The sequence below is a fragment of the Microbulbifer maximicatervae (SeqCode) genome, assembly GCF_052467955.1.
Genome location: NZ_CP174329.1, coordinates 3,845,092 through 3,871,370, shown reverse-complemented (window position 1 = coordinate 3,871,370; position 26,279 = coordinate 3,845,092). Strand labels below are relative to the sequence as shown.

General features: G+C 51.4%; 21 protein-coding genes. 13 read left to right on the top strand and 8 right to left on the bottom strand.

What is annotated here, in order from left to right; translation table 11 throughout:
* The first annotated feature begins 17 nt into the window (after positions 1-17).
* Together ACJJI5_RS16585 and ACJJI5_RS16580 are read left to right on the top strand one after the other, a co-directional pair.
* Positions 18-890: a GNAT family N-acetyltransferase gene (locus tag ACJJI5_RS16585; protein WP_444907727.1), complete on the top strand. Its 873-nt coding sequence runs from the start codon at positions 18-20 to the stop codon at positions 888-890.
* Positions 890-1,789 (top strand): polysaccharide deacetylase family protein, encoded by a 900-nt coding sequence (locus ACJJI5_RS16580; protein WP_444907728.1) that lies wholly within the window; start codon positions 890-892, stop codon positions 1,787-1,789. Before ACJJI5_RS16585 ends, ACJJI5_RS16580 begins: the two co-directional genes overlap by 1 nt.
* On the opposite strand, the gene ACJJI5_RS16575 is transcribed toward ACJJI5_RS16580, so the two are convergent.
* The 4 genes from ACJJI5_RS16575 to ACJJI5_RS16560 all read right to left on the bottom strand — a co-directional run bounded on the left by ACJJI5_RS16575 (position 1,782) and on the right by ACJJI5_RS16560 (position 7,572).
* On the bottom strand, positions 1,782-2,492 hold the full coding sequence (locus ACJJI5_RS16575) for a class I SAM-dependent methyltransferase (protein ID WP_445356323.1): 711 nt from the start codon (positions 2,490-2,492) through the stop codon (positions 1,782-1,784). The two genes, ACJJI5_RS16580 and ACJJI5_RS16575, sit on opposite strands and share 8 nt — an antisense overlap.
* A gap of 73 nt (positions 2,493-2,565) precedes the next feature.
* Positions 2,566-3,728, bottom strand: a protein-coding gene (locus tag ACJJI5_RS16570) for an IS3 family transposase (RefSeq protein WP_444897071.1) whose coding sequence is annotated in 2 segments (ribosomal slippage) — positions 2,566-3,470 and positions 3,470-3,728 — 1,164 coding nt in all. Because the reading frame shifts where the segments join, the coding sequence is not laid out codon by codon here.
* 279 nt (positions 3,729-4,007) lie between these two features.
* Positions 4,008-5,480, bottom strand: coding sequence for an aminoacyl-histidine dipeptidase (locus ACJJI5_RS16565; protein WP_444936295.1), 1,473 nt, complete (start codon positions 5,478-5,480; stop codon positions 4,008-4,010).
* 124 nt (positions 5,481-5,604) lie between these two features.
* The gene (locus tag ACJJI5_RS16560) at positions 5,605-7,572 is read right to left on the bottom strand and encodes a VacB/RNase II family 3'-5' exoribonuclease (protein WP_445354675.1); all 1,968 of its coding nucleotides are present in this window, start codon (positions 7,570-7,572) and stop codon (positions 5,605-5,607) included.
* 519 nt (positions 7,573-8,091) lie between these two features.
* Here ACJJI5_RS16560 and ACJJI5_RS16555 point away from each other — a divergent pair.
* Together ACJJI5_RS16555 and ACJJI5_RS16550 are read left to right on the top strand one after the other, a co-directional pair.
* A complete protein-coding gene (locus tag ACJJI5_RS16555; protein WP_413662699.1) occupies positions 8,092-9,180 on the top strand; it encodes a Glu/Leu/Phe/Val dehydrogenase dimerization domain-containing protein in 1,089 nt (362 codons plus the stop codon).
* Between the two features lie 218 nt (positions 9,181-9,398).
* Positions 9,399-12,215, top strand: a complete 2,817-nt coding sequence (locus tag ACJJI5_RS16550; RefSeq protein WP_445354674.1) for a M16 family metallopeptidase — start codon at positions 9,399-9,401, stop codon at positions 12,213-12,215.
* Positions 12,216-12,257: 42 nt separating this feature from the next.
* On the opposite strand, the gene ACJJI5_RS16545 is transcribed toward ACJJI5_RS16550, so the two are convergent.
* Positions 12,258-12,869, bottom strand: a complete 612-nt coding sequence (locus tag ACJJI5_RS16545; RefSeq protein WP_444897963.1) for a glutathione S-transferase family protein — start codon at positions 12,867-12,869, stop codon at positions 12,258-12,260.
* A 90-nt stretch (positions 12,870-12,959) separates the two neighbouring features.
* Here ACJJI5_RS16545 and ACJJI5_RS16540 point away from each other — a divergent pair, with 90 nt between their 5' ends.
* Positions 12,960-14,324: a metal-dependent hydrolase family protein gene (locus ACJJI5_RS16540; RefSeq protein ID WP_282932018.1), complete on the top strand. Its 1,365-nt coding sequence runs from the start codon at positions 12,960-12,962 to the stop codon at positions 14,322-14,324.
* Between the two features lie 204 nt (positions 14,325-14,528).
* Here the strand turns inward: ACJJI5_RS16540 and ACJJI5_RS16535 are convergent, their stop codons facing one another.
* On the bottom strand, positions 14,529-15,239 hold the full coding sequence (locus tag ACJJI5_RS16535; protein WP_445354673.1) for an SIMPL domain-containing protein: 711 nt from the start codon (positions 15,237-15,239) through the stop codon (positions 14,529-14,531).
* A gap of 161 nt (positions 15,240-15,400) precedes the next feature.
* Entirely contained in the window at positions 15,401-16,567 is a 1,167-nt protein-coding gene (locus tag ACJJI5_RS16530; RefSeq protein ID WP_445354672.1) for a hypothetical protein, read from the bottom strand.
* A 75-nt stretch (positions 16,568-16,642) separates the two neighbouring features.
* Here ACJJI5_RS16530 and ACJJI5_RS16525 point away from each other — a divergent pair, with 75 nt between their 5' ends.
* The 8 genes from ACJJI5_RS16525 (at position 16,643) to ACJJI5_RS16490 (ending at position 25,684) form a co-directional block, all read left to right on the top strand.
* Positions 16,643-17,083, top strand: coding sequence for a VOC family protein (locus ACJJI5_RS16525; RefSeq protein WP_444893272.1), 441 nt, complete (start codon positions 16,643-16,645; stop codon positions 17,081-17,083).
* A 56-nt stretch (positions 17,084-17,139) separates the two neighbouring features.
* Positions 17,140-18,243, top strand: a complete 1,104-nt coding sequence (locus tag ACJJI5_RS16520; RefSeq protein ID WP_444917742.1) for a hypothetical protein — start codon at positions 17,140-17,142, stop codon at positions 18,241-18,243.
* Positions 18,244-18,245: 2 nt separating this feature from the next.
* Positions 18,246-18,911: a GntR family transcriptional regulator gene (locus ACJJI5_RS16515; RefSeq protein WP_282932023.1), complete on the top strand. Its 666-nt coding sequence runs from the start codon at positions 18,246-18,248 to the stop codon at positions 18,909-18,911.
* A gap of 212 nt (positions 18,912-19,123) precedes the next feature.
* Complete coding sequence (locus ACJJI5_RS16510; RefSeq protein ID WP_282932024.1) at positions 19,124-20,473, top strand: aspartate aminotransferase family protein; 1,350 nt, start codon at positions 19,124-19,126, stop codon at positions 20,471-20,473.
* A 116-nt stretch (positions 20,474-20,589) separates the two neighbouring features.
* Positions 20,590-21,975 (top strand): glutamine synthetase family protein, encoded by a 1,386-nt coding sequence (locus ACJJI5_RS16505; protein ID WP_445354671.1) that lies wholly within the window; start codon positions 20,590-20,592, stop codon positions 21,973-21,975.
* 462 nt (positions 21,976-22,437) lie between these two features.
* Complete coding sequence (locus tag ACJJI5_RS16500) at positions 22,438-23,814, top strand: glycosyltransferase family 4 protein (protein WP_445354670.1); 1,377 nt, start codon at positions 22,438-22,440, stop codon at positions 23,812-23,814.
* On the top strand, positions 23,814-24,575 hold the full coding sequence (locus tag ACJJI5_RS16495; protein ID WP_445354669.1) for a class I SAM-dependent methyltransferase: 762 nt from the start codon (positions 23,814-23,816) through the stop codon (positions 24,573-24,575). The genes ACJJI5_RS16500 and ACJJI5_RS16495 overlap by 1 nt, the downstream gene beginning before the upstream one ends.
* Complete coding sequence (locus ACJJI5_RS16490; RefSeq protein WP_445354668.1) at positions 24,572-25,684, top strand: prenyltransferase/squalene oxidase repeat-containing protein; 1,113 nt, start codon at positions 24,572-24,574, stop codon at positions 25,682-25,684. Before ACJJI5_RS16495 ends, ACJJI5_RS16490 begins: the two co-directional genes overlap by 4 nt.
* Here the strand turns inward: ACJJI5_RS16490 and ACJJI5_RS16485 are convergent.
* On the bottom strand, positions 25,613-26,230 hold the full coding sequence (locus tag ACJJI5_RS16485) for a class I SAM-dependent methyltransferase (protein WP_282932028.1): 618 nt from the start codon (positions 26,228-26,230) through the stop codon (positions 25,613-25,615). The two genes, ACJJI5_RS16490 and ACJJI5_RS16485, sit on opposite strands and share 72 nt — an antisense overlap.
* Positions 26,231-26,279 lie beyond the last annotated feature (49 nt).

Below are 26,279 nucleotides of genomic sequence, written 5' to 3'. Positions count from 1 at the left end.
GAGAAGAGTCTAAGTCAATGCATGAATCATTTACTGTTCGGGAGATGACACGTAAAGAAGTGGGTTTACTGGTTGACTGGGCTGCACTTGAAGGCTGGAATCCGGGGTTGCACGATGCAGAAATTTTCTGGAAAACAGATCCAGAAGCTTACATTGCGGCGGAAGTTCGGGGTGACTTGATTGGAGGAGGGGCAATTACTGCGTACGGTGATGATTTCGGTTTTATGGGATTCTTTATCGTTAGGCCTGAATTCAGAGGTCATGGGTTTGGTAATAGACTTTGGTATATTCGACGGGACCGCTTAAAAACCCGGTTGAGGCCTGATGCAAGCATCGGTATGGATGGGGTATTTGCGATGCAGGATTACTATGCCCGCGGCGGTTTTAACTTCTCCCATCGGAATCTCCGTTATCGAGTCGAGCTTTCTGCTTTTGAGGGTGTGAGTACTCAATGCCCTGATGAAGTTATCCAGCTTAGTGAAGTTTCTTTCGATCAAATAATTGCTTACGACAGGACCTGCTTTCCCGCAAGTAGACGGGTATTTCTGAAAGCATGGATTTCCCAGCCAGAGGCTCTGAGTTTGGGCTATGTCCAATTTGGAAGTCTTTGTGGCTATGGTGTAATCAGGCGTTGCCGCAATGGATGTAAAGTCGGTCCTCTGTTTGCAAATAGCTATAAAGTGGCAGATACGTTGCTGAAGCGACTGGTCTCATTTGCAGATGATGGACCTATCTTTCTGGATGTGCCGGAAAATAATCCTGCGGCTATGTCGCTGGCCAAGCACTATGGAATGGAGGAAGTTTTTGGCTGCGCAAGGATGTACCTGGGGCCAATGCCGGATATTGCGCGGGACCGAATTTTTGGTGTAACGACATTTGAGCTGGGTTGATGCACAAGAGAAATCTGGAGGGTTACGCTGGGCGTCCACCTCATCCCCGTTGGCCTGATCAGGCCCGCATTGCAATTCAGTTTGTCTTGAACTTAGAGGAGGGATCAGAATCCACCAAGCTAAACGGCGATAGCCAATCGGAATCTTACCTACATGAACTTCCTGGCAGGCCTGCACGGGTTGGAGGGCGGGATTTCAGTGTAGAGAGTATGTATGAGTATGGTTCTCGCGCTGGTGTCTGGCGGCTTCTCGATATCTTTAATAGTTACAACGTACCTTTAACAGTTTTTGCTACCGGTCAGGCGTTAGAGCTTAATCCGATTTTAGCGCTGGCCCTGGTTGAAGCGGGACATGAGATTGCTGGCCATGGATACCGGTGGATTGATTATAAAGATACTCCTAAGGGTCGAGAAAAACACGATATTCAGCTCACTGTTAAGATAATCGAGCAGTTAACCGCTAGGCCTCCGTTTGGGTGGTATACAGGCCGGGTAAGCTCCCATACTAGATCATTGGTACGAGAAATTGATGGATTACTGTATACGTCAGATTCCTACAGTGATGATTTGCCATTCTGGGAACAGAAATCAGATTCATTGGTGGTGATTCCCTACACCTTGGTGAATAACGATATTCAGTACCTGCTGCCCAGTGGGTGCACGACTGCCGATGATTTCTTTTTATTGCTAAAAGGCGCTTTCGATCAGCTTTGGCGGGAAGGGAGCGTGAGTCCTAAGTTGATGAGTGTTGGACTACATGGGCGAGTCAGCGGCCACCCTGCCAGGGCTGCTGGAGTTTATCGTTTCTTGAAATATATCCAGCGATTTGAACCCATTTGGATTTGTCGCCGCAACGAGGTAGCGCAACATTGGATCTCCAATTTCTCTACCGCTAGGTAACTTGGGCGGTAGCTTTCCAAAGCGTTTGTGTGTGGAAAGTGTATGCGGTAACTATACCGGCCTCTTGTTGTGCAGATTTCCATTCTTCAGGGGTGATTTTGCTCTGTGCAATTAACTCTGCGGATACAGGCTCTATAAGTCCAATGATATTTTCCAGTAAGTTTTTACACCTAATCCCGTCACTTTTTCCATTGGCATTGATCACATGGGGTGAAACTACAACTTCGCTGATCTTTAGGGAGGATAGTACTGGAAAAAGATTAACGGCTATTTCAGGAGAACCGCGCCCATTGCCGTAGGCCAGCGTATTACGTGCACGGAAGCATTTCATTAGGTTGAACTTGTCGGGGCCAGTGTAATAGGTTGCGTCGTAAGGCTCGTGAATAATAAGTCTGCCACCGGGGCGTACAACGCGAATCATTTCTTGCAGCATGGTTTTTGGGTTTGGAAGATGTATCAAAACCAAGCGTGCAAAAGCTGCATCTACCGATGAATCTGCTAACCCTGATTTTTCTGCATTACAGAGCTTAAATTCTGTGTTGCAAAGCCCCAACATTTGGGCTGTTTGCTCGGCTTTGTTTAACTGGGCAGGCTGGATATCGAGGCCAATATAACTACCAGCGGATACCTCTTGCGCAATCCAGAGATTGGCGCCTGCACCACAACCAAACTCTGCTACTTGATAGTTTGAAGGAAAATGTATGTCTTCTGTATCCCCGTAGATTTTCCTCTGTAACAGCAGGCGTTGATCCTACCCACCAACAACGGACACACCACTAAGCGACTAGTTGTTCCTCAAACGCCTCAGGGCTGAGATAGCCATTGGCGCTGTGTAAGCGATTTCGATTGTAGTCTATTTCTATATACTCAAATACGGTTTCCCGCATGAGGCACCTTGTAGGAAAGCGGTTACCATGGATTACTTCTACCTTAAGTGAGTGGAAGAACGTTTCTGCGCAGGCGTTATCATAGCAGTTACCTTTGGCGCTCATGCTGCACCGCAGATCATAAGCTGTAATTAAAGATTGATAATCTTTAGAGCAATATTGGCTTCCCCTGTCAGTATGCACGATAACATTTGTAGGTTTCTTACGTCGCCATAAAGCCATTTGAAGGGCGTCACAGACCAATGTAGCTGTCATCGTTTCTGACATCGCCCAACCAATAACCAGCCGACTATATAGGTCTATCACTACAGCCAGATATAACCAACCCTCTTCTGTTCGTAGGTAGGTAATATCCCCGACCCATTTCTGATTCGGCGCTTCAGTATTGAAGTTCTGCTCGAGCAGATTTGGGGCCACTGGCAGACCATGTTTTGAGTAGGTTGTGGCTTTATATCTCTTGGCGGCTTTAGCCCGTAGGCCCTGTCGACGCATGCTGGCAGCAACTGTTTTTTGATTATATTTACTCCCCTCACTGGCCAATTCCCTCGTCAGGCGAGGGGCGCCACTACGTTCTTTACTGGCTATAAAGCGCTGCTGTACCAAACCATCAAGCTCCATTTGGTACTGCTGGCGCTTGGATTGATCGGCCGATCTTGACACCCAATCGTAAAACCCACTGCGAGATACGCTCAATACCTTAGCCATCGCTTTGATGCTGAACTTATGCCTGTGCTTTAGCATGAAGGCGTACCTCATTTCAGGCTCTTTGCAAAGTACGCTGCGGCCTTTTTTAAGATCGCCAGCTCCTCTGCCTGCTCAGCCAGCTGCCGCTTAAGGCGAGCATTCTCTGTGGCCAGCTCTCTCTCGGCATCCCCTCGGCTCTGATGTAACTTAGCCTTGCTTCGCCATCCGTAAATCTGGGAAGGATGTAACCCAAGCTGTTTAGCGGCAACGCTTACCCCTACCTTGACCGCCAGTGCTAGGGCATCTTTTCTATATTCCTCTGAGTATTTTTTACGAGTGGTTTTGGTTGATTTACTTGATCGTGTCATAGGGCACCTCTGCTGCGTAGTTTATCGCTTAAGAGAGTGTCCGTCTTTGGTGGGTAGGATCACGTTTCTGCTCTGAGGCTTTTGCACCCAGTGAATAACTCTCCTTCATTTTCCCAGGGCACCTGCGGAGTTAAGAAATATTAAAATAGTCCATTGACTCTTTAACAATAGCTAGAAAGCAGTTTTTAGTATGATTAATACGTTGGGTGTAGCAATTGGAGGGCGGAGTGGAAAGGCAAGGCTTCGGGCCTCGGGGTAATCCGAGGCCCGATCGGGCGGTTAGTCGCGAGTGGGAATTGCCTGGACCACTTTAATAAAGTAATCCCAGAAATTGGCGACACTCTGGATATGTACCTTCTCTTCAGGAGAGTGAGCGCGGCGAATGGTTGGGCCAAAGGAAACCATATCCCAGTTGGGGTAGGGTTTGGCCAGCAATCCGCACTCCAGGCCGGCGTGAATAACTTTTACTTCAGCTTCCTCGCCAGTCATTTCTTTATAGACATCCTTCATCATCGCCAACAGCGGTGAATCGGGATTTGGTGTCCAGCCAGGGTAGTCGTTGTCCAGTGTCGTTTCCGCACCTGCCAGCTGGAAGGTGGCGGCGACATTGAGGCCGTGTTGGTCGCGGGCGCTGTCAGAGAGGCTGCGTACAAGACATTGGATTTTTACTCGATGCTCACCGTTCTCCTCCATTGTTACAACACGGGCCAGGTTGTTGGATGATTCAGCAATGCCTTCGAGAGCAGTGCTCATTCGCTCAACACCATTGGGACAGCAGCGGATTGCGCGAATAAGGGTCAATTGGCTATCTGCGTCCAGGGTGTTGGCTGGAGTTTCGGTAGCTTCCAGGGTGATGTCCAGTGCCGCTTCATTGTCCAGTTCACGGGCAATTTGAGCGCTCTCGCTTTTTACAATTTCCTGTACTTTATCGACCGCTACTGAAGGCACGACCAGGGTTGTGAAGGATTCGCGGGGAATCGCATTGCGCAGGCTACCGCCATCCAGGCTGGCAATACGCAGCTCGGGGACCTGGGTTAGAACGGCGTGGATAATGCGGTTTGCGATCTTGTTGGCATTGCCTCGGCCTTTGTCGATATCCAAGCCTGAATGCCCGCCACGGAGGCCGCGAACAGAGAGTTTTACTGCTTCGGCACCGGGCAGGATCGCTTCTGGCGTATAGGGCAGGCTGACATTGACGTCGACACCGCCGGCACAGCCGATATACAGCTCGCCTTCATCTTCAGTATCCAGGTTGAGGAGCAGGTCAGCTTCAAAATAGCCAGGCTTAAGATTCTTGGCGCCGGTCATGCCTGCTTCTTCATCAATTGTCAGCAGGGCTTCCAAGGCGGGGTGGGGAATATCAGTAGATTCCATCAGGGCCAGGATTGCGGCAACACCAATACCATTGTCTGCGCCGAGCGTGGTGCCTTCCGCAGTTACCCAGTCACCATCCACGTAGGGTTTGATTGAGTCGGTGAGAAAGTCGTGCTCAGTGTCGGCATTCTTCTGCGGCACCATATCCACATGGCTCTGCAGGGCCAGTGTCTTGCGGTTTTCCATACCTGGAGTGGCCGGCTTCTTGATAACAATATTGCCGATTTCATCCAGCTGAACGCCTAGGCCGCGTGCTTTAGCGAAGTTAACGATATGCTCCACTACGCGGTCTTCATGCTTGGATGGGCGTGGAATTTCACAGAGCTTGGAAAAGTGTGCCCACAGTGGAGTTGGGTTCAATTCAGCAATATTGCTCATGAGTGGCCTCGATTTATTCTATTGTTGCCGGAGCTATAAGCTAGCTGGCCGATCAAAGGCGGTGGGCTTTGGCCCCCGGCAGGAAAGCCCGGCGAGCGCCGGGCTTGGGTAAATGTGCAGGAGTTTATTTTTGAGCCGCGTCGGCAGTCTCAGTTTTTTCAGCGTTCAGTTCAAAGGCGATGCGTCGTTTGTCTACATCGACAGACGCTACTTTAACTGAAACTTCCTGTTCTAGGTGGAAGCGTTTTTCATTGTGCGTAAGAACCAGGTGCTTGCCATCGAAGGCGGGCAGATTCTTCTTATCGCCATTCATGCGCACAAAGCCGTCAATACCAAAGTCGTCGAGTCGCACGCCGATGCCTGCGCCGTTTACCAGGGTAATTTTCCCTGTAAATTCCTGGCCAACTTTCTTCTCGATAAATTGAGCGTAGAGCCATTGCTCCAGGGCTCGGTTGGCCTGGCGACCGCGAATCAGGCTTTCCTGCAGGGATTCGATTTTATCATCGGCCAGGGTGGAGGCTTTCTCTCCCTGCGCAGCAGCGCGCAGAACGCGGTGGTTGTGCAGGTCGTTGTACTTGCGAATTGGAGAGGTGACGGTGGCGTAGGCCTCGAGGCCTAGTCCCAGGTGAGCCCCTACCTTGTTATCGAGCTGGCCCGGGCGCAGCATACGCTTGAGCACGGCGAGCAGGTTGTTCATCTGCGGCTCTTCATGGTTTTCCAGGTGCTTAACCAGTGCAAGGTAATGCTCCAGTTGCCCCAGATCGGCCTCTGCATGCTCAGGCAGCAGCTCTTTCAGCAGGCTGCGAACTTCTCCCATGCGCTCTTCACGGAAGCCCAAGTGAACAGAGAAGCAGCCCTGCTCAATCTCGGCGAGTTTGCCACCCATGCTGATATTGGTAGCGAGCATGGCTTCCTCGACCATTCGCTGAGCGATATTGCGTTCCTGCTTTTCGATACGCTCGATCTTGCGCTGATCGTTCAAGCGGATTTCATAGTCCGGGCGATCTTCCATTGCCAGTGAGTGGCTGGCACGGTATGCGGCGCGCGCTTCGTAGATCGCCGCCAAATTACGCAGACTGTCCTGTTGCTCCTGGGGCACGGCGGAGTCGTCACCCTCAATAAAGCGGCTGACTTGTTCATAGCTCAGTTTGTGCTGGGAGCGAATAGCGGCAAATTCATAGCGGCTACTGCCAATGGTGCCATCGCTATCGATATCGATATGGATCACCAGGGCGGGGCGCAGCTCGCCGGGAACCAGGGAGAACAGGTTCTCACACAGGTTGCGTGGCAGCATAGGTAGGGTTTCGCCTGGTAAATACTGGCTGTGGGCCCGATTAAACGCCTCTTTATCCAGGGGGCTGTTCTCATCAATTAGCGACGATGGGTCTGCAATAGCAATGTGCAGGGTCCAGCCCCCGTCATGGCTGCTTACGGCCAGAGCGTCGTCCATATCGCGAGTGGTTTCTGCATCGATAGTTGCGAAGCCCAGCTCGGAAAGTTCGGTGCGCTCACCGGTAACTGTTGTCAGTTTCTCCGCAATTGTGTCCGCCTGCTTTTGTGCAGCGGCACCAAATTGCTCAGGCAGCTTGAATTGGGCGACAACATAGGCGTGTTCGATACCGGGCATATCGGGCTTGCCGATAACGGTTTCCACCTTGGCCTGGGCTCTGCCGTCTTTAAATGGATGGCGGTTTACTTTGCAGGCAATAAACTCTCCCGGCTGGGCCTTGCCGCGAGCCTTGGGAGGGAGAAAAATCCAGCGGGACAGGCCATTTTGCGTGGGCTGGATAAAGTGGCCCTGGCCGCGCTGTACATACTGGCCAACAAGGTAGTCGAGCTGGCTGTCGATCAATGCATCGAGCTCTGCCGCGAGTTTACCCTTGTTCTCTTCTGAGAGACTTACTCGAACCCGGTCACCGGGAAATACACGCTCCATTTCATTGGGAGGCAGGAAGGCTTCCCTCCCGTCATCCAACTCAACGAAGCCAAACTTGCCGTTACTGCCGCGAACCCGGCCTTCGGCAAACTCCTTACTGGAGCGAATATCTGTTTTCAGTTGCGAAAGTTGTTTTAGAGCGTCGGCATTCAGCATCGAGTTTATCTCTATGGGTCGATTTGGGCGCGGATTCTACCAGACCATGCGCAGAGGATGTAACGCGCTTAGGCGGTGGAAATGATCTTAGTTGCCAGTGTTGTGAGATTTTCAAAAATTTTTGAAAAAGTAGGCATATTAAGGAAGGCTTCAAAAGGAGGTTCTTTGCCAGAAGATTTATACAGGAATCGTGTTCTCTTGAGGGGCAGTTATAGGAAATTTATAAGAGAGCCGCCAGCGGTAGGAGAGGGCCCGGTATTCAATGCCAATTGATGGAGAAATAAGAGCGTAGAGCTAGCCGCCTAGATTAATGACTGGGCGGCCCAAGTTATTCCGGGGCAAACGAATATCCTAAAAATGATATTTTGGTGTGATGCTTTAGCTATTCTAATGCTCATGTGTGCAAAATATGCAAACTTTGTCTGTGGGAGCTGGATATAATCTTATTCCAGATAAAAACAGATAAGGGCTGTGGTTGTTCCCCAGCTGTAGAACCGGCCTTCCGGAGAGGAACAGTTAATGAGTATTTTTTCCCATTCCGCCTACGATAAACACGAACAAGTGGCGTTTTACCAAGATGCAAAGAGTGGCTTGAAGGCCATTATCGCGGTACACAATACGAATTTGGGTCCCTCACTGGGTGGCTGCCGTATGTGGCCCTACGCCGACGATGGCGAGGCCCTGAATGATGTTCTCCGTCTTTCCCGGGGTATGACTTACAAGTCCGCAATGGCCGGCCTCAAGCTGGGTGGTGGCAAGTCCGTAATTATTGGTGACCCGCGCAAGGAAAAAACTCCTGAGTTACTGCGCGCTATGGGTGAATTTATTAATACCTTGGGCGGCCGTTATATCACTGCTGAAGATTCTGGCACGAGCGTGGCGGATATGAGTGTTATCGGTGAGACAACCGAGTTTGTCTCCGGCCTGTTCGCGGGCTCCGAGTATGGTGGTGATCCTTCCCCTTCGACTGCTTACGGTGTGTTTGTTGGCCTGAAAGCCGCGGTAGAACACCGCTGGGGCAAGACTGACCTGACCGGCTTAAAAGTCTCTATTCAAGGCGTGGGCAACGTCGGTTTCCGCCTGGGTAAACTATTGAAGGATGCCGGTGCGGAACTGTTTGTCACCGATATTTTCCAAGACAATATCGATCGTGCGGTTACAGAGCTTGGTGCCATAGCCGTAACTGCCGACGAAATCTTTGACCTGGACGTAGATCTGTTTGCCCCCTGTGCGATGGGTGCAATTCTCAACGATGACACCATCAGCCGTTTGAAGGTTCAGGCGATCGCTGGCGCGGCCAATAACCAGTTGGCGGAAGAGCGCCATGCTGAAGTGCTTCGCGAGAAAGGTATTTTGTACGCACCGGACTATGTCATTAATGCTGGCGGTATTATCGATGTTTACTACCAGCAGAAAGGCGATTACGACGCTGCAGAAGTGCGCGCTCATATCGAAGAGATTGGCAACACTATGAAAGAAGTGTTCGAGCGTGCCGATGAAACCGGCCAGACCACCGCTCACGTAGCGGACCGTGTTGCCGAGGAGCGCTTTGGTCACCATACGGTTGTAGGCGAGGCCGAAGACAAGTCTGGTACTGTGGCAGCGTAATGTTTTCAGCGCAGGAGTAGAGCTGGTGACCTGATTCCTTGGGCGATTGTCATCTCGCTTCTCTCTGTGATGTATTGATTTGGGCACTTCGGTGCCCATTTTTTTGCCTGGAATATTTGCTAAATTGCGGTTGGTAAAAGGTTTTGCTGACACTCTGGAGGAAAGCTGGCCTAAACTTGCCATCCTGAAATTGCGGTTTTTTAAAAGGGAGTGACAATATGGACTTGCGTCCGCTACTTATCAGCGTTGCCATCGCTATTACTGGCCTTACCGCTTGCGGAAAGTCTACCGATGATACGCCTCATGCGCTTTCGGTGGATAAGGAAGCAGCAGCCAGTAGCAAGGCTGCTGCATCCGATAAAGAGGCGTATGTCCCGCCACCCAAGTTGGAGATTCCTTTCCATAGGGAAGTATTGCCCAATGGCCTGACGGTGATTGTGCATGAAGACCACAAAGCCCCCGTTGTTTCTACCAATCTTTGGTACAAAGTAGGCTCTAAGGACGAGCCGCCAGGTAAAACCGGATTTGCTCATTTATTTGAGCACTTGATGTTTAACGGTAGCGAAAACTTCCCAGGGGAATATTTCGAACCCTTCCAGCGCTCTGGGGCCACCGATATGAATGGCACCACCAGCAATGACCGCACCAATTATTTTGTCACCGTGCCCAAAGGCGCCCTGGATATGGCGCTGTGGATGGAGTCCGACCGAATGGGGCATTTTAAAGGTGCAATTACCCAGGAGGTTTTGGATGAGCAGCGCGGTGTTGTAAAGAATGAAAAACGCCAGGGGGAGAATGCACCTTATGGCAAAGCGTTCGATATTATTGCCAAGAGTACCTTCCCTAAAGGACACCCCTATTCGTGGACGCCGATTGGCTCGATGGAGGACCTGGATAACGCCAGTCTTGAAGATGTCAAAAAATGGTTTGAGGACCATTATCAGCCCGCTAATGCCGTTTTGGTAATTGCGGGTGATGTTACGGTCAAAGATGCGATGGCCAAGGTACGCAAGTATTTTGGCGATATCCCGAGCACAGGGGTGCAACCGCGCATTAAGAATTGGGAACTGCCTACCCAGGTGAAAAAGAGGGAGGTGGTTTACGACCAGGTGCCCCAAACTCGAATCTACAAGGTTTGGAATGTGCCCGCAGTGGGTAGTGAAGTGGAAGACGCGCTGGAATTAATGACTTCCCTTCTCGCCAATAGAAAAAACTCTCTTCTTTACCGCCGTTTGGTTCGCGATGAGCAAGTGGCCACCAGTGTCAGCGCTTTTTATTACGGCCGTCAGCTTGCAGGGCAGTTGATGATTATCGTCGACGTGAAACCCGGGCAGTCTGTAGAAAAAGTTGAAGACTTACTGAATAAAGAATTAAAGCAATTCGCAAAAAATGGTGTGAACGCGGATGAGCTGCGCCGGGTTAAACAGAGTGAGTTTGCCGGGCTGGTAAAGGGGTTGGAAAAAACCGGTGGTTTTGGTGGTAAGAGTGACATCCTTGCCCAGTCGGAGTTTTATTTTGGCGATCCCGGAGCCTTGATAGAAGGCGTGGAGGATTATGCAAAAGTATCCGCTCTCGAAGTTCAGGAAGTGGCTGAGCAGTGGTTGAAAGAGGACTCCTACACCTTAATTATGGAGCCGAAGCAGAAGTATACGGCAGCGGCGGAGGGTGCTGACCGCAGCAAGCTCCCCGAGGTAGACAAAAATGTAGAGCTGGAACTGCCAAAACAAAAAGAATTTACTCTCAAAAACGGATTAAAGGTTGTTCTGGCCGAACGCCACGATACTCCCGTTGTTCTGATGAATCTGCAATTTCGCAGTGGCGCCTCCGCAGATAAAAATAAACCGGGTCTGGCTTCAGTTGCGGCGCAAATGCTGAACGAAGGTGCGGGTGACCTGGATAGCCTGGAATTTAGCTCTCGCTCAGAAGAGCTTGGTGTAAATATTGGTGGTGGTAGCGGCCTTGATTATAACAATATCAGCATGAGTGCCCTTAAGACGCAGCTGGAGCCATCGCTGGAGCTATTTGAGAAGGTGGTTACTGAACCTCGTTTTCCCGAGTCCGACCTGGAGCGGGTTAAGTCCAATCGCCTGGATGCAATAGCCCAGGAAAAAGCCCAGCCTCAGGGCTTGGCTATGCGTGAACTGCCGCCGCTGCTATTTGGAGAAAACCACCCTTATGGCTCTCCCTTGACGGGATCGGGTACTCCCGAGGGAATTAAGTCCATAACCCGTGAGGATCTGGTTAATTTCCAAAAGACCTGGGTGCGTCCGGATAATGCAACCCTGACGATCGTAGGGGATGTTACTGAAAAAGAAATAGAGCCTCTGCTGAATGAAACACTCGGAAAGTGGACTGCTCCTAAGTCAGAGCTTCCCAAAATTGAAGTTGCCAAGGTGCCCCGCCCGGAAAAGGCTCGAGTTTATTTGCTTGACCGCCCCGGCGCACAACAGAGTTATATCATGGCAGGTTTGCTGATGCCGCCTTGGCAGCCGCAGGGAGCTGAAGCTTTTGATGCGATGACAAATATTATTGCCGGAAAGTTTACGTCCAGGGTCAATATGAATCTTCGTGAGAACAAGCATTGGTCCTATGGTGCCCGCGCGGTTTCCCTCGATACAGAAGGGCAGCGTCCTTATATCCTCTTTGCTCCTGTGCAAACTGATAAAACAGCTCCAGCGATTAAGGAATTGGTAAAAGAGTATGAGGAATACTTAGGAGAGCGTCCTATTACTGCAAAAGAGCTTGAGGACTACCAAAATGATGAGGTCCTGAAGCAAAGTGCTCGATTCCAGACCAAAGGGCAATTGCTTTCCAGTATTAATTGGCAGGTGGAGAAGGGGCTTCCAGAGGAATATATTGCCGAATACCCACAGCGGGTTTCAGCACTGAATAAGGAGAAAGTGGAGGCCTCCGCGAAGGAGTATCTTGCGCCAGAGCAATTCACCTGGGTGATTGTTGGGGATCTGAGTAAGATTAAAGGCGAGGTTGAAGCCTTGGATATTGGCCCCGTTGAGGTGCTTCCTGCAAAGGACTGATTGAAATTATTTCCCCGCCCTGTTTGGGCGGGGAAATAGGGTTTAGGCTTTAAAACTGGGGCGCTCTTTAAGTTGTTCACGCCACCTGATTAAGTGAGAGTGCTTGGACGGATCGGGTCGAAGGTTTTGCACTTTGCCGAAATCCAGTCCGCAAACCATGCTGATATCGGCCACTGAAAAATAGTCACCAACCAGGTATTCATGGTCTGAAAAGTGGTTGTCGAGGGTATCCATAAACTTCAGGGCTCGCTTGCCTGAATCCTCACCAAAATCGGGGTAAACATTCATCCGGTCCTTAAAGAAACCGGAAACGTGCTGGAAACACATCCCGACAGGAAACATAAGGTTAAAGTCGGCACGGCGATTCCACATTTCCACCAGTGCTTTTTCCTTGGGGGTGCGGCCGAAGAGTGGTGGCTCTGGGTGTAGTTCCTCAAAATAACGCTGAATGGCCACTGATTCCGCAATGTAAGTGCCGTCATCCAGCTCCATTACGGGTACTTTTTTATTGATATCTTTGCTTCGAAACTCTGAGCTAAGATTTTCCCCTTTTGTAATATCTATTCCGACATATTCTGCATCTAACCCCTTTTCTGCCATAAACATGCGAACACGTCGACAGTTTGGTGCTGCTGCGAACTCATAGATTTTCATAGAGGCTTCCTCTCGCCTGGGTAATTGCGTAGATTGTGCGATCTTGGTAAAGGACGTTAAGAATCTAAAAGAGATCTACTGGGGACGACAATGACAACAAAGACCAACCGAAGCTACTTTGTCAACCGCGCAGCCGCCGTGGCTTTGTCGGTATTTGCCGGGCTTTTTAGTTTACAGGCTGGGGCCGAGAGCATCGCAATTTACGCTGGCAAATTATTTGATAGCAGTAATGGAAAATTATTGGAAGACCGCACCATTCATATTGTCGATGGGCGGGTTGAGTCAGTACAGAAGGGGTTTGCCAAGCGCGATCGAGAGCGCTTGGTCGACTTGAGAGAATATACGGTATTGCCAGGTTTGATGGATATGCACAGCCATCTCACTTACGAGTTTGGGCCGCGTGCTTATATGGAGTCTTTCAGCTGGAATACTGCCGATTTTACCTTGCGCGGCGTGGATGCTGCTCATCGCACTCTACAGGCTGGATTTACCACGATTCGAAATCTTGGTGATCACGACAATGTGACTGTGAGTTTACGTAATGCAATCAACAAAGGCCTGGTGGAAGGTCCGCGTATTTATACGGCGGCAAAGACAATCGCAACTACCGGTGGGCACGCTGACCCCACCAATGGGCTAAGGCAGGACCTGATGGGGAACCCTGGCCCGGTGGATGGTGTTATTGATGGGCCTATCAGCGCGCGCAAAGCGATTCGTCAACGCTATAAGGACGGCGCTGACCTGATCAAGATCACCGCGACTGGTGGAGTCTTGAGTGTGGCAAAGAGCGGCCAGAACCCTCAATTTATGCAGGATGAGTTGGAGGCAATTGTTGAGGCTGCTAAGGACTATGGTTTCACGGTTGCAGTACATGCCCACGGTAAGGAGGGAATGATCCGCGCAATTCGTGCTGGGGTGGACTCCATTGAACACGGCACCTATATGGATAATGAAGTGATGGACCTGATGCGCCGTAACAACACCTGGTTTGTGCCGACTTTAATGGCTGGTGAGTGGGTGACAGAAAAATCGGCGATTGAAGGCTTCCTGCCAGACCTGGTGCGCCCGAAAGCCGCGACTATGGGGCCTTTAATGCAGGATACTTTTAGCCGCGCTCACAAGCGCGGAGTAAAAATTGCATTTGGAACCGATACCGGTGTTACCCGTCACGGCGATAATGCCCGTGAATTTTTACTGATGGTGCAGGGTGGAATGAGCCCGGCCGATGCACTGCGTTCAGCGACTTGGAACGCGGCCCAACTACTGCAAGTACAGGATGAGCTGGGCAGCATTAGCGAGGGCAAGATAGCCGATATTATCGCTGTGGCTGGAAATCCCCTGGAAGATATTTCGGAAATGCAACGGGTTCTGTTTGTGATGAAAGAAGGCGTTATTTACAAAGAGTCCAGCGAGCTGCCAAGCGATGTGTTTCTTGAGCAAGATATTAGCGGTTAGCGGTTAGCGGTTAGCGGTTAGCGGGTAGAGAAGAATGGCAGTGAAACAGCAAGGCTGTTGTGCTGTTTCACTGCTGGCAAGACATCAGCTACTACGGGGCAGTAGGGAAGAATCGAAATATGCTGTGAATATATTCAAGCCCCGAATGGCCCCAAGCACCGTGTATCCTTCCTGCCTCCGTATGTGAGTAGCTATTGCTCCGTATTAGTCCTCGAGTTCGTATACCAGATCCAGATTGACGGTAAGTGTGGTTTCTCCCGGTGAAATGGGGGTGGAAGCACTGTCTTTCATGGCCGCCATTTCAGTGCGGTACATGGGGCGTGGCATACCGCCGTTGCCATTTTCTGAAATACTGACAATGCGACGTACTTTTGTACCCAGCGCTTTGGCGTACATTTCTGCACGTTCCTGGGCGTCTTCAAGGGCTTTTTCCCGGGCTTTGGCTTGAACTGGAGCAGGTTCACCAATTTCGAAGCTCGGACCGTTGATCTGGTTGGCGCCAGCGGCAGTAAGATTGTCCAAGACCTTGCCGAGTTCATCCAATTTGCGAACCTTCACGCTGACGGTATTTCGCGCGGTGTAACCAGTGATTCGGGGTTTTTTGTTTTGCTGGTACTGGTAGCGCGGAGACAGGTTAACGCCTGTGGTTTGAATATCTTTCTTGTTGATACCCGATTTTTTGATGGCGGCCATTAAAGACTCCATCTGATTGGCGTTATCGCGCATTGCCTGTTTGCTGTCCTCTGCCTCGGTTACCACTCCGACAGAAATTTTTGCGATATCAGGAACCTGACTTGCCTCCCCCCGTGCAGCGATGGATACCATGGTCCCCCGGTCTTCTGGAGCCCGCTCGTTACCACAGGCGGTGGCGAGCAGGGCGAGAAGAGAAATTACTGAAATTTTTACTGCTTTCATAACGCTTCCTTATCCATTGAGTGCTGATTGTTGCGACGAAAATGGCGCCATTATTTTATAGATTGAATCCTGAACCGCAGCTGAGCCGGTGTGCCTTTTAGGTGTGAAATATGCTCTAGCGGCGGTGGTAAAAATCACTCTGTCCTCTTAGCTCTGAAGCTTTAAGAGTTAAAAACCTGCTGGTAAGTTTCATCCTTATCGTGATAGATGGCGAATCCCAGCCTGAGAAACTGTTGTCGGCGATCACACAGAACTGCTCGAGCCTTGAGTTCTTCCTGAACCCTCTGTGAGATTTCTGGTTGTGAGCAGTTAAATGTGAAAAAGTGGCCGTGACCTTCTTCCAGATCATGATAAATCAAGTTGTTGCGATTCAAGATGGGGTGGTCTGAGTTATCCATGCTATTCAGGAATCGGGTTTGCGCATTGAGAACATAGCTGTGTATTTTCTCGATGGTAATGCCTTCGCGATGGAATAAATCGAAAATAGCCAGGGCTTTGTAGAGTGTTGAATAGTCCATGGTCGCCCCGGCAAAGCGCAGCCAATTGTCGCTATATCCGACTTCTCCCGAGCGATTCTCCAGCTCAGCCATTTCTGCGAACCAGCCGGTATTTACGGGGCGCAGTGTACAGTTCGCAGGAATTGTCATAAAACACAGGCCTTCACCGGCGCCTAGGTACTTATATGATCCTGCCGTAAAAAAAACCTTGTCTGCAACGGTTGAAAGATCGATTGGGCGGGCAAAAAAACCGTGATATCCATCGATAACGAATTGTGTGTCATGCGGTTTCTGTGCCGCAACCTCCAGCAGCCGGGGAAATACCAAACCGGAGTCAAAAAATACCAGGCTGGCATAGGCCAGATGGTATTCATTTTTATGTAGCTCGGTCTCAAATCTTTCCGCCAGGGTGGCGTAGGGTTCTTTGGCAACTCTCGTTACCTCTACTTGAGGGAGCTCTTCCAGACGTTGTAATTGGCGAGTAAAACTGTAGAACTCTCCGTCTGTAGTGAGAATGCGCAATGGTTTACTGGGGTCGAATGAACTCAGTAGCCGGTACACTAGTTCATGGGTATTTGGGGCTATAGCGATCAAGTCTGATCTGGGGAGGTTGAGGGATTTTGCGATCGCCGCTTGCCATGAGGGTATCTTCTCCTCAAAAATTGGCCCCCATTTTTCATCGGCCAGAAGTGCTGAATCGCGCCAGTACTGCTGTACTGCATCAAGGGTAACATCGGGCCAGTAATGGTGGGAGTGGCAAGCCATGTGCAGCATGGAAGAGGGGCTGCCACTGGGCGCCTGAAGGAACTCGCGATAGAATTTTTTATACATATGCGTTTAGCTTTAAAAAGCCGATTTATTTGTTATGGGCTGATTGTAGAGCTTGGCAACAAGAAGGAGTAGAGGGTGAAGTACTTACACACCATGGTTCGCGTAACCAATCTGGATGAATCTCTGGCGTTTTACTGTGAAAAGCTGGGCCTGCAGGTCGTTAGTCGAAATGATTATGATAAAGGGCGTTTCACCCTAGTGTATCTCGCAGCTCCCGAGGATCTTGAAGCGGCCAGGGAGAATAAGGCCCCGACATTGGAACTCACTTACAATTGGGACCCGGAAAGCTACACTGGCGGGCGGAATTTCGGACACCTGGCATATCGGGTAAATGATATTTACGGGGTGTGCCAACGCATGATGGATCAGGGAGTGGTTATCAACAGGCCCCCGAGAGACGGCCACATGGCATTTCTTCGCTCCCCAGATGGGATTTCCATTGAGTTGCTGCAAAGTGGAGAGCCTCTCCCACCACAGGAGCCGTGGATGTCTATGGAAAATCAGGGTGAGTGGTAGTCCGGGATAGTTGAAACCTGAGATAAATTTTGACGGCCAAGAAAAAGAGTAAGTGAGTGAAAAATACCAGTTGTATTCTACTGGCCGGAGAGACGGCTGCGCGGCGCATACGTGAAGAGGGGTTGTCCCAGAGGCAATTTTCGACGCTGGTCGGCGCTTCCGGCGGTCCCAAGTGGCTGGTGATTAGCCAGTTGGATCGGGTATTGATGGGGGAGTTCTTTAAGGAGCGGAGCGAGCCAATTGTCACCTTGGGATCATCTATCGGTAGTTTTCGCAACATGTGTTACGCAATGGCAGAGCCGTTGTCAGCACTTGAACGATTAGAACATCATTACATCTACCAAGCCTATTCTGACAAGCCCTCCCCTGAAGAGATTACTGCCGGCGGTCGCAAGATGCTGCAGGCAGTGTTGGGTGCTGAAGGTGCGCGCGAGGTAGTGGAAAACCCCATTTGGCACAGCCACTTTGTGGCGGTCAGGGGCAGGGGGCCGCTGGCCAGTGAAAACAAGGCGCTGTTGGCGCCGGCATTACTCGCCTCGGCACTGGCAAATGCTGTATCTCGCAACAGCCTGAGCGCTTTTTGGGAGCGGGTGGTTTTTCATTCGCAAGAGTCGGCAGGCATCCACTTCCAGAACCTGAGCACCGAAAATATTCCGCTGACTGAGCAGAATACCTGTGCTGCTGTACTGGCCAGTGGCTGTATCCCTTTGGTAATGACAGGGGTGCAAACACCGGAGGGAGCTCCACAGGGTAATTATCGCGATGGCGGTATCACCGATTACCACTTTGATCTGCGCTTCCGCCACCCCCAGGGCCTAGTGCTCTACCCGCACTTTTTCCCCTATATGGTGCCCGGCTGGTTTGATAAAGGGCTCTCTTGGCGACGGGTTCGCGGAGATGCCATGCAATCCACTCTGGTTGTAGCTCCTTCGCCCAAATTCGTTGCCTCCTTGCCCTATGGCAAAATTCCAGACCGCAATGATTTCTACAAGCTCGACCGTGAAGACCGTTTGAAGTACTGGGGGCGGGTGGTTGATCTCAGTCGCCGGGTGGCAGATGATTTTTATGAAATTTGGCAAAGTGGCCGGGCGGCTGAACATTTAATTGAGGTGGGTGCGGAGGATGTCCCTCATATGTTGGAGCAGGTCAGGGCAGCATAGGTATGGTGCAGGAATTTAACAGTCCCCAGGAAGAGTACCGCACAACTCAGGAGAGGGTTTATTTTCAGGTGCGGGATGCCATTCTGCGGGGAAAGTTTTTGCCGGGTAGGGCGATTACTATTCGGGGCCTGGCCTCGGAGCTTAATTGCAGTCCAATGCCGGTTCGCGAAGCGTTGCGTCGCCTGACCTCGGAGCGGGCCCTGGAGCTGTCAGATACCCGCCGGGTCAGGGTGCCGACAATGACCCCGGAAAAACTGGCAGAGATTTGTGCCGCTCGTGTGGCCCTGGAGTGTCAGGCCGCTGAACAGGCCCTGCCATTGGTCGGGGATGCTGAATTAGCGCAACTTCGGGAGCTGGATGAACGTGTAACAGAAGCTCTCGCTCAGAAAGACATCGAGCGCTATGTAACCACTAATCTGGAATTTCACTTTACCCTTTATCGCCTGGGGCAGCCCCATATCATCCTGTCCCTGATCGAGAGCCTGTGGCTACAGACAGCTCCCCTCCAGCACTTGGTTTTCCAGCGCTTTGGCGTGCAAGAGTTGCCAGACCGGCATCAAGATCTGCTCGAAGCTATTGCCAGTAAAGATGAGTTGAAGGTGCGCAAAGCCATTCAGCAGGATATTGAAGAGGGGCTCGGCTCTATCTCTGCAGAGGAGCTGCTGTAGCGGCTCCTCCCCCCCCCCAGTTGACTATTCAGTTCCCTTTTTTCTCCTCGCACTGGCGCAATTCGACCTTATGTTTTCGGTAAGGGCAGATAGACCTTGCGCTTCTGTCGATGGCCCCACTAGAATGTGATCACAAATTAGTGGTAACGATTTGGCCTTTTGAGCCCGATTGGTGGGCGCTGAGCAAGGCCTGTGAAAGCCAGGAGAGAAATATGAACAAGACTGAGCTGCAGCAACACGACCGTGAGCACCTGCTACACCCATTTACTGACTTCCATGATTTGGGCCAGCAGGGGACCCGTGTGATTACCAGCGCCGAGGGCGCTTACATCACCGATATTGATGGCAACAAAATGCTTGATGGCATGTCAGGCCTCTGGTGTTGCAACCTCGGCTACAGCCGCAAAGAAATCAGCAATGCGATCTACGAGCAGCTGAATACCCTGCCTTTCTATAACAGCTTCTTCCAGTGCACTACGGTGCCCTCGATTGAACTGGCCGACGCCCTGGCTGAAGTGACCCCGGCGCATATGAACAATGTGTTCTTCACGGGTTCCGGTTCCGAGGCAAATGATACTAACCTGCGCCTGATCCGCCGTTTCTGGGATATCCAGGAAAAGCCGGAGAAGCGCATCGTTATTTCCCGTAAGAATGGCTATCACGGCTCTACCATTGCCGGTGCCAGCCTGGGTGGTATGAGTGGTATGCACAAGCAATTCCAGCCGCTCGACTACATTGAGTACGTACAGCAGCCCTACTGGTTTGGTGAGGGCGGCGATATGTCTCCAGAGGAGTTTGGTATCCAAGCGGCTCGCAGCCTGGATGAGAAAATCCAGGAGTTGGGCCCGGATAATGTTGCGGCGTTTATCGCTGAGCCAATCCAGGGTGCTGGCGGCGTAATTATCCCGCCGGAAACTTACTGGCCGGAAGTCAAGAAGGTGCTGGACCAGTACGACATCCTGCTGGTGATGGATGAAGTGATTTTTGGTTTCGGTCGTACCGGTGAGTGGTTCGGTGCCGACTATTACGGCATGAAGCCCGACCTGATGACTTTCGCCAAAGCAGTAACCAATGGTTACTTCCCCCTGGGCGGTACCATGGTGAGTGATCGTGTCGCTGAAGTGATCAAAACCAAAGGTGGCGAGTTTACCCACGGTTACACCTACTCCGCGCATCCGGCTGCCTGTATGGCAGGTCTGGCAACTATCAATATTCTGCGCAACGAGAAGATTATCGAGAATGTCCGCGATGTAACCGGCCCTTACCTGTCCAAGCGTTGGGCTGAACTGGCGGAGCATCCGATCGTTGGCGAAACCCGCAGTTTGGGTATGGTCGGTGCCTTGGAGCTGGTAAAAGATAAGGCCAGCCGCGCTCGTTTTGATGATGACTGCACCGCTGGTGCGGTATGTCGTGACCTGAGTATCAAGCACGGTTTGGTGATGCGCGCCGTTGGCGATGCCATGGTTATCGCACCACCGCTGATTATGACCACTGAACAGGTCGATGAGCTGGTAGAAAAAGCGCACCGCGCCCTGGACGACACTGCTAAAGCACTGGCGTAACATAGCGGCAAGATACTCTGTTGCAGAGGCGGTCTGATACCCCGTTTTCCATGATTTGAATGGAAAAGGGATGCCGGGCCGTCTCTGCGTTTAGATTGGATCACCCCAGGCACCTTATGTCTCAAGAAAAAGAATTCACTGCCCAGCCCGATCTGCTGGAGCAGTCGCAAAAATTCCTGGCAGAGCACTCGGACCTAAAGTGGATCGAAGGCTTTATGTTCGATATCAATGGCGTGCCGCGAGGGAAGTGGTTGCCGGCAGAAGCTGCGGAGAAATTGCTCAAGGGCAGTCTGCAAATGCCGCGTAGCGCGGTCAGTCTCGATATCTGGGGGCGGGATATTGAAGACAGCCCGCTGGTATTTGCCAGTGGAGACAGCGATGGCGTTTGTCGGCCGGTTTCGCCTATTAGCCTGGCGCCCTGGCATCGCGAGTCCACTGCCCAGCTGCATATGCAGTTGCATGAGGCAGATGGCTCCTCTCTCTATGCCGATCCCCGCAGCCAGTTGCAGCGCGTGGTAGAGCGTCTCGGCAAACTGGGTTATACCGCCGTGTGTGCGACCGAGCTGGAATTCTATCTGCTCCGCGATGAGGTGGATCATCTGGCGCGTCCGCGCCCGGTTAGCGATAACGACGCCGAACTGGTGCCTTCCACCGACGTTTACGATCTGTCCGAGCTCAATGCACAGCGACACTTCTTTGCCGATGTGCGAGCTGCCTGCGAGGCACAGGGTATTCCCGCAGATTCAGTATTGTCGGAGTGTGCGCCGGGACAGTTTGAAATCAACCTGTTGCACAGTGCCGATCCCGTTAAAGTGGCCGACCAAACATTACTGTTTAAGCGCTTGTTAAAAGGGGTGGCGCGCAGTCACGGCTTCCGCGTGAGTACCATGGCCAAGCCTTTCGGGGATCAGGCGGGTAACGGAATGCACGTGCATATGAGTTTGATCGACGCCAATGGGAAGAACGTTTTTGATGACGGTTCTGACACTGGCTCCGATTTACTGCGTTATGCCGCAGCAGGAATGTTGGCGACTGCCAACGATGCGATGGCGTTTTTCGCACCTCACAGCAATTCCTATCGCCGCTTCCAGGAGAGCTCTCACGCACCGCTGAATCTCTGCTGGGGCTACGATAATCGCACTACAACTTTGCGTGTGCCCGCCAGTGATCCTGTGGCACGACGTATCGAGCACCGTATTGCCGGGGCGGATGTAAACCCCTATTTGGTGTTAGCTGCGATTCTCACTGGTGTGTGTCATGGCATTGAGAACCAGATGGAAGCGCCTGCACCCGTGGAAGGCGATGCCTATCAGGTGGAGAGTGAGAAGTTGATCAATACCTGGAGTGGTGCACTGGAGCGCTTTGAGCAGAGCCCTTTGTGGCGCGAGTATCTTGATCCGCGCTTTGTGGAATTGTTCTCTCTGTTGAAAAGACAGGAGCAAGCAGAGATAGCTGCCCGCGTTACCGATGTTGAATACCAGAGTTATCTGCATCGGGTATAAAGATTGGCGGTGTGCTTTAGCGCCGATTGCCGTTTTAGTGAACGGCTTTCACGACAGGAGAGTCAGTGGGGGTATTTCCTCTGCTATACCTAAATTTAAGTGCGTAATGTGCTTGAAACTCTCCTCCTGAAAGTGTGTTCGAGAAATCTGGCCCGCCTTTTGGCGGGCATTTTTTTATTCTCGATTGACTTATTTCCACTTCCTGTTCGTGTTAATCCCTTCTTTTAAAGTCGCCATGGCTTGAGTGTATCGAATGACACGGTGTGCGATTGCTGGGCTTTTGTTGCTATTTTGGCTTGCGAGCACACATCCTTGGGCCAGGATACCAAGAGTGTGGACCGCTTCCGCCTAGCAGTCATTTCTCCGCCAGTGTATTCTTCCGCTTTACCAGCGAGACACCCCAAACGGTCGGCTCTTAGACGTTGGCATTCGCAGAGTGTCTGTGCGAGAGCGGATAATGTTATGGGGTATAAGAATATTGCAGATGGGGAAACTATGACCGCCTTGGGAAATTGTGCAGACGGTCCAACGGCTGGCGAGACGCAGCCACTAAAAATATGCCTTTTGGGGTATCGCAGCAATCCACACAGTGGTGGTCAGGGCATCTACCTGCGCTACCTGAGTAAAGCACTGGTTGATGCTGGTCACTCTGTGGATGTTATTTCTGGCCAGCCCTACCCAGAACTCGATGGGCGCGTAAAACTCATCAAAATGCCAGGGTTGAACCTCTATGAAGTTGAGCGTCCAGCGCGGGCCTTGAAACCTCGCCACCTGCTGTCGTGGGCGGATTTTTTTGAATGGTGGAGTAAGCTTACCGGCGGTTTTGCCGAGCCTTATACCTTTGGCCGTCGGGTAAATAAATACCTGCGCAAGCACGGCAAACAATACGACATTGTTCACGATAACCAATCACTGTGTTACGGCTTGCTGGATATCGAAAAAAAAGGATTGCCTGTTGTCGCGACAATTCATCACCCCATTACCCGGGATCGTCAACTGGCATTAGATGCCGCCCCCGATTGGCGTTTTCGTTTGCTGGTACGCCGCTGGCATAATTTTTTGAATATGCAGATTAAGGTATCGCGGAAGCTTCGCCATATCGTGACAGTTTCCAAGCAATCTGAGCGGGATATTATCGAGCAGTTTGGCGTAGCTCCCGAGCAGATCCACCTGATTTACAACGGTATTGATACCGAATTATTCAACCCAGGGGCAGAGAATAAGCGCTTGCCTCTGCGAATTATGACCACCGCATCGGCAGACCAGCCGCTTAAAGGTCTGCGCTTTTTATTACAGGCGTTGGCGGAATTACGCCAGGAATATGAAAACATAGAGTTGTTGGTGGTTGGCAAATTACGCGAAGGTGGCGCCACGGAACACTTGCTTCACGATCTGGATCTTCAGGATAGGGTTCAGTTTGTCTCCGGTATTTCTAACGAAGAACTGGTCGATAATTACCGCAAGGCTACAGCGGTAGTTTGCCCATCGCTCTACGAAGGATTTGGTTTACCTGCCGGGGAGGCAATGGCATGTGGTGCTCCGGTAGTATCCAGTGACGGGGGTGCTTTGCCTGAGGTGGTTGGGGATGCCGGAATCGTGGTCCCTGCAGGAAATCACGAAGCTTTGGCTAATGCCCTGCGCCAGGTTTTATCCAGCGAAGCGCTGCGAAAAGAACTCAGTGAGAAAGGTCGCCAGCGCATTGAAAATAAATTTTCCTGGAAAATCGCTGCAGGGAGTTTGGTGAAATATTACCGGGAAATTCTCGGACATACACTGGCGGAACAACCCAGTAGTTATGAAATAGAAACTCCGAATATGCGCAGTGCGGAGGCGGCTTGATGATTACTGTAGATCCCCAGTATTTAAATCTTCGCCCTGGCCAAAAAGTCCTCGACTTGGGGTGCGGTGAAGGGCGCCATTCCATTCACTTGATGATCACCGATGAGGTTGATGTTTACGGCATTGACCTGTGTTTTGATGATGTGCGCACTGCCAGTGAGCGAGCGGAACCTTTCCGCTCTCCCGAGCATTCAAAGGGTCGCTTGCAGTTCGGAGTTGCCAATGGCTTGCAACTACCATTTGCCGATGGGAGTTTTGATGTAGTTATCTGCTCAGAGGTACTTGAGCATATCTCCGATTACAAGTCTGTCCTGGCTGAGATTAACCGGGTATTAAAACCCTCTGGTATTTTTGCCGCGACAGTACCGGCATTTTTTCCTGAGTGGGTGTGTTGGAAACTCAGCGATGAATACCACCAGGTTGAGGGTGGGCATATCCGAATATTCCGCGAGCGCGGGCTGCGAGAGGATATTGAAAAACTGGGACACCACTATTTTGCCCGGCATAAGGCCCATGCGTTACATGCACCTTATTGGTGGTTAAAGTGTTTGTTTTGGGACAAGCCCGATTCCCGTTTGGTCTCTGCCTATCATCGCCTGTTGGTGTGGGATCTGATGAAGAAACCAGCCTTTACCCGGATTCTCGAAAAACTATTGAACCCGCTGTTGGGAAAAAGTATCGCTCTCTATTTTGTGAAACCTGCTGGTTCGACACAACGAGTGGATACGCCCCTCTCTCTGCCTGAGGGAGTTGAAGCATGAGTAAAATTTCTGTGCCGGCAAAAGCTTCTGGTCTTTTCCCTGAAGGATTTATCCAGGATAGCGCCGCCTATATTCTCTCCCAGCAGCTCCCCGATGGTTCAATTCCCTGGTTTAAAGGGGGCTATGCCGACCCCTGGGATCATGTTGAGGCCGCTATGGGGCTCGCCATTGCCGGAGAGTTCAGTGCTGCTGAAAACGCTTATTGCTGGTTGGCTGAGATTCAGCTGGAAGACGGCAGCTGGTGGGCCGCTTATAAAGATGGCGATATAGACAACCGGGAGCGCCGTGAAACCAATTTTGTTGCCTATGTGGCAACAGGAATTTGGCAATACTTTCTGGTTAGTAGAGACGCGCTGTTTTTACAGCGCTATTGGCCGATGGTGGAGCGTGCAATCGAGTTTGTATTGCGCTTGCAAACGGAATTTGGCGAAATTCATTGGGCGGTAGATTCAGAGGGCGCCCCTATGAAAGATGCCCTGATCACCGGTTGTTCTTCCATTTATAAAAGTCTGGAATGCGCAATTAATATTGCCCACCAGCTAGGGGTTGCTCGCCCTCAATGGATACTTGCCCGGGAAGCTTTGGGCGATGCGCTGCGCAATAAACCGGAGCGCTTTGATCGCACCTGGGAAAGCAAGGCGCGCTTTTCAATGGACTGGTTTTATCCCGTATTAACCGGTGCCTTTTCTGGTGAGGCAGCGCAGTTGCGTCTTCAGCAGCGCTGGGATGAGTTTGTCGTGGCTGGTTTGGGTTGTCGTTGCGTCAGTGATGAGCCCTGGGTGACGGTGGCTGAATCCTGCGAACTCACTATGTCCCTAATCGCTGCTGGCCAGCGTTCGCGGGCGGAAATTTTGTATCGCGGCTTGCACCGCTGGCAGGATAAAGATGGGGGCTACTGGACCGGTTATGTCTACCGGGATGAGGCCATCTGGCCGGAGGAAAAAACCACCTGGACTGTAGGGGCCATGCTTCTGGCTGCCGATGCGCTCGCCGGATTAACGCCAGCGAGCGAGCTGTTTACATCGGTGCGCCTGCCCCTAAATGCGGCGCAGGATTCCCAGGGTGTCGACAGTTTCGACGAGCTCGAATTGAGCGGAAGCCAGGGCTAGTTTGTAAATATCGTAGGGCGCTTGGCCGCCATCGGCGGGGTCCGGGAAAATGTCGTGGATCGCCAGGTAGCCACCGGGCACGATATGGCGGGACCAGCTGCGATAATCGGTCATGGCCGCTTCCAGGGAGTGGCCGCCGTCAATAAATACGAGACCCAAAGGGGTATTCCAGCAGCGTGCAGCTGTTGCGGAGGGGGCGACGACGGGAACAACCCAGTCATCCAATTCAGCCGCGCGAATATTCGCGCGGAAAGTGCGAAAACTGTCCATTAAATTGGCCTGGCCATCAAACAGTTCGGGATCGTGATACTCCTCTCCGGGCTGGTGCTCTTCAGATCCTCGATGGTGGTCCACGGCGAACAGGACGTTATCGGTCAGCTTACAGGCACTGGCCAGGTAAATTGATGATTTGCCGCAGTAGCTGCCCACTTCAAGACAGGGACCCAGTGAGCTGGCTTCAGCTGCCAGGTGGTAGAGAGCTTCCCCTTCATGGGCGGCGAGGAAACCTTTAATTGCTCGAATATCAATAGGTAGATTTAGGGACATGGGTAAACGCTTGCTATTTTTCGTGGCCGAAACACTAAACTGCCACTAA

Coding starts and splice junctions, on each gene's coding strand:
- ACJJI5_RS16585 (WP_444907727.1), top strand. CDS start 18: ATGCATGAATCATTTACTGTTCGGGAGATGACACGTAAAGAAGTGGGT.
- ACJJI5_RS16580 (WP_444907728.1), top strand. CDS start 890: ATGCACAAGAGAAATCTGGAGGGTTACGCTGGGCGTCCACCTCATCCC.
- ACJJI5_RS16565 (WP_444936295.1), bottom strand. CDS start 5,480: ATGAGCAATATTGCTGAATTGAACCCAACTCCACTGTGGGCACACTTT.
- ACJJI5_RS16560 (WP_445354675.1), bottom strand. CDS start 7,572: ATGCTGAATGCCGACGCTCTAAAACAACTTTCGCAACTGAAAACAGAT.
- ACJJI5_RS16555 (WP_413662699.1), top strand. CDS start 8,092: ATGAGTATTTTTTCCCATTCCGCCTACGATAAACACGAACAAGTGGCG.
- ACJJI5_RS16550 (WP_445354674.1), top strand. CDS start 9,399: ATGGACTTGCGTCCGCTACTTATCAGCGTTGCCATCGCTATTACTGGC.
- ACJJI5_RS16545 (WP_444897963.1), bottom strand. CDS start 12,869: ATGAAAATCTATGAGTTCGCAGCAGCACCAAACTGTCGACGTGTTCGC.
- ACJJI5_RS16540 (WP_282932018.1), top strand. CDS start 12,960: ATGACAACAAAGACCAACCGAAGCTACTTTGTCAACCGCGCAGCCGCC.
- ACJJI5_RS16535 (WP_445354673.1), bottom strand. CDS start 15,239: ATGAAAGCAGTAAAAATTTCAGTAATTTCTCTTCTCGCCCTGCTCGCC.
- ACJJI5_RS16530 (WP_445354672.1), bottom strand. CDS start 16,567: ATGTATAAAAAATTCTATCGCGAGTTCCTTCAGGCGCCCAGTGGCAGC.
- ACJJI5_RS16515 (WP_282932023.1), top strand. CDS start 18,246: ATGGTGCAGGAATTTAACAGTCCCCAGGAAGAGTACCGCACAACTCAG.
- ACJJI5_RS16510 (WP_282932024.1), top strand. CDS start 19,124: ATGAACAAGACTGAGCTGCAGCAACACGACCGTGAGCACCTGCTACAC.
- ACJJI5_RS16505 (WP_445354671.1), top strand. CDS start 20,590: ATGTCTCAAGAAAAAGAATTCACTGCCCAGCCCGATCTGCTGGAGCAG.
- ACJJI5_RS16500 (WP_445354670.1), top strand. CDS start 22,438: ATGGGGTATAAGAATATTGCAGATGGGGAAACTATGACCGCCTTGGGA.
- ACJJI5_RS16495 (WP_445354669.1), top strand. CDS start 23,814: ATGATTACTGTAGATCCCCAGTATTTAAATCTTCGCCCTGGCCAAAAA.
- ACJJI5_RS16490 (WP_445354668.1), top strand. CDS start 24,572: ATGAGTAAAATTTCTGTGCCGGCAAAAGCTTCTGGTCTTTTCCCTGAA.
- ACJJI5_RS16485 (WP_282932028.1), bottom strand. CDS start 26,230: ATGTCCCTAAATCTACCTATTGATATTCGAGCAATTAAAGGTTTCCTC.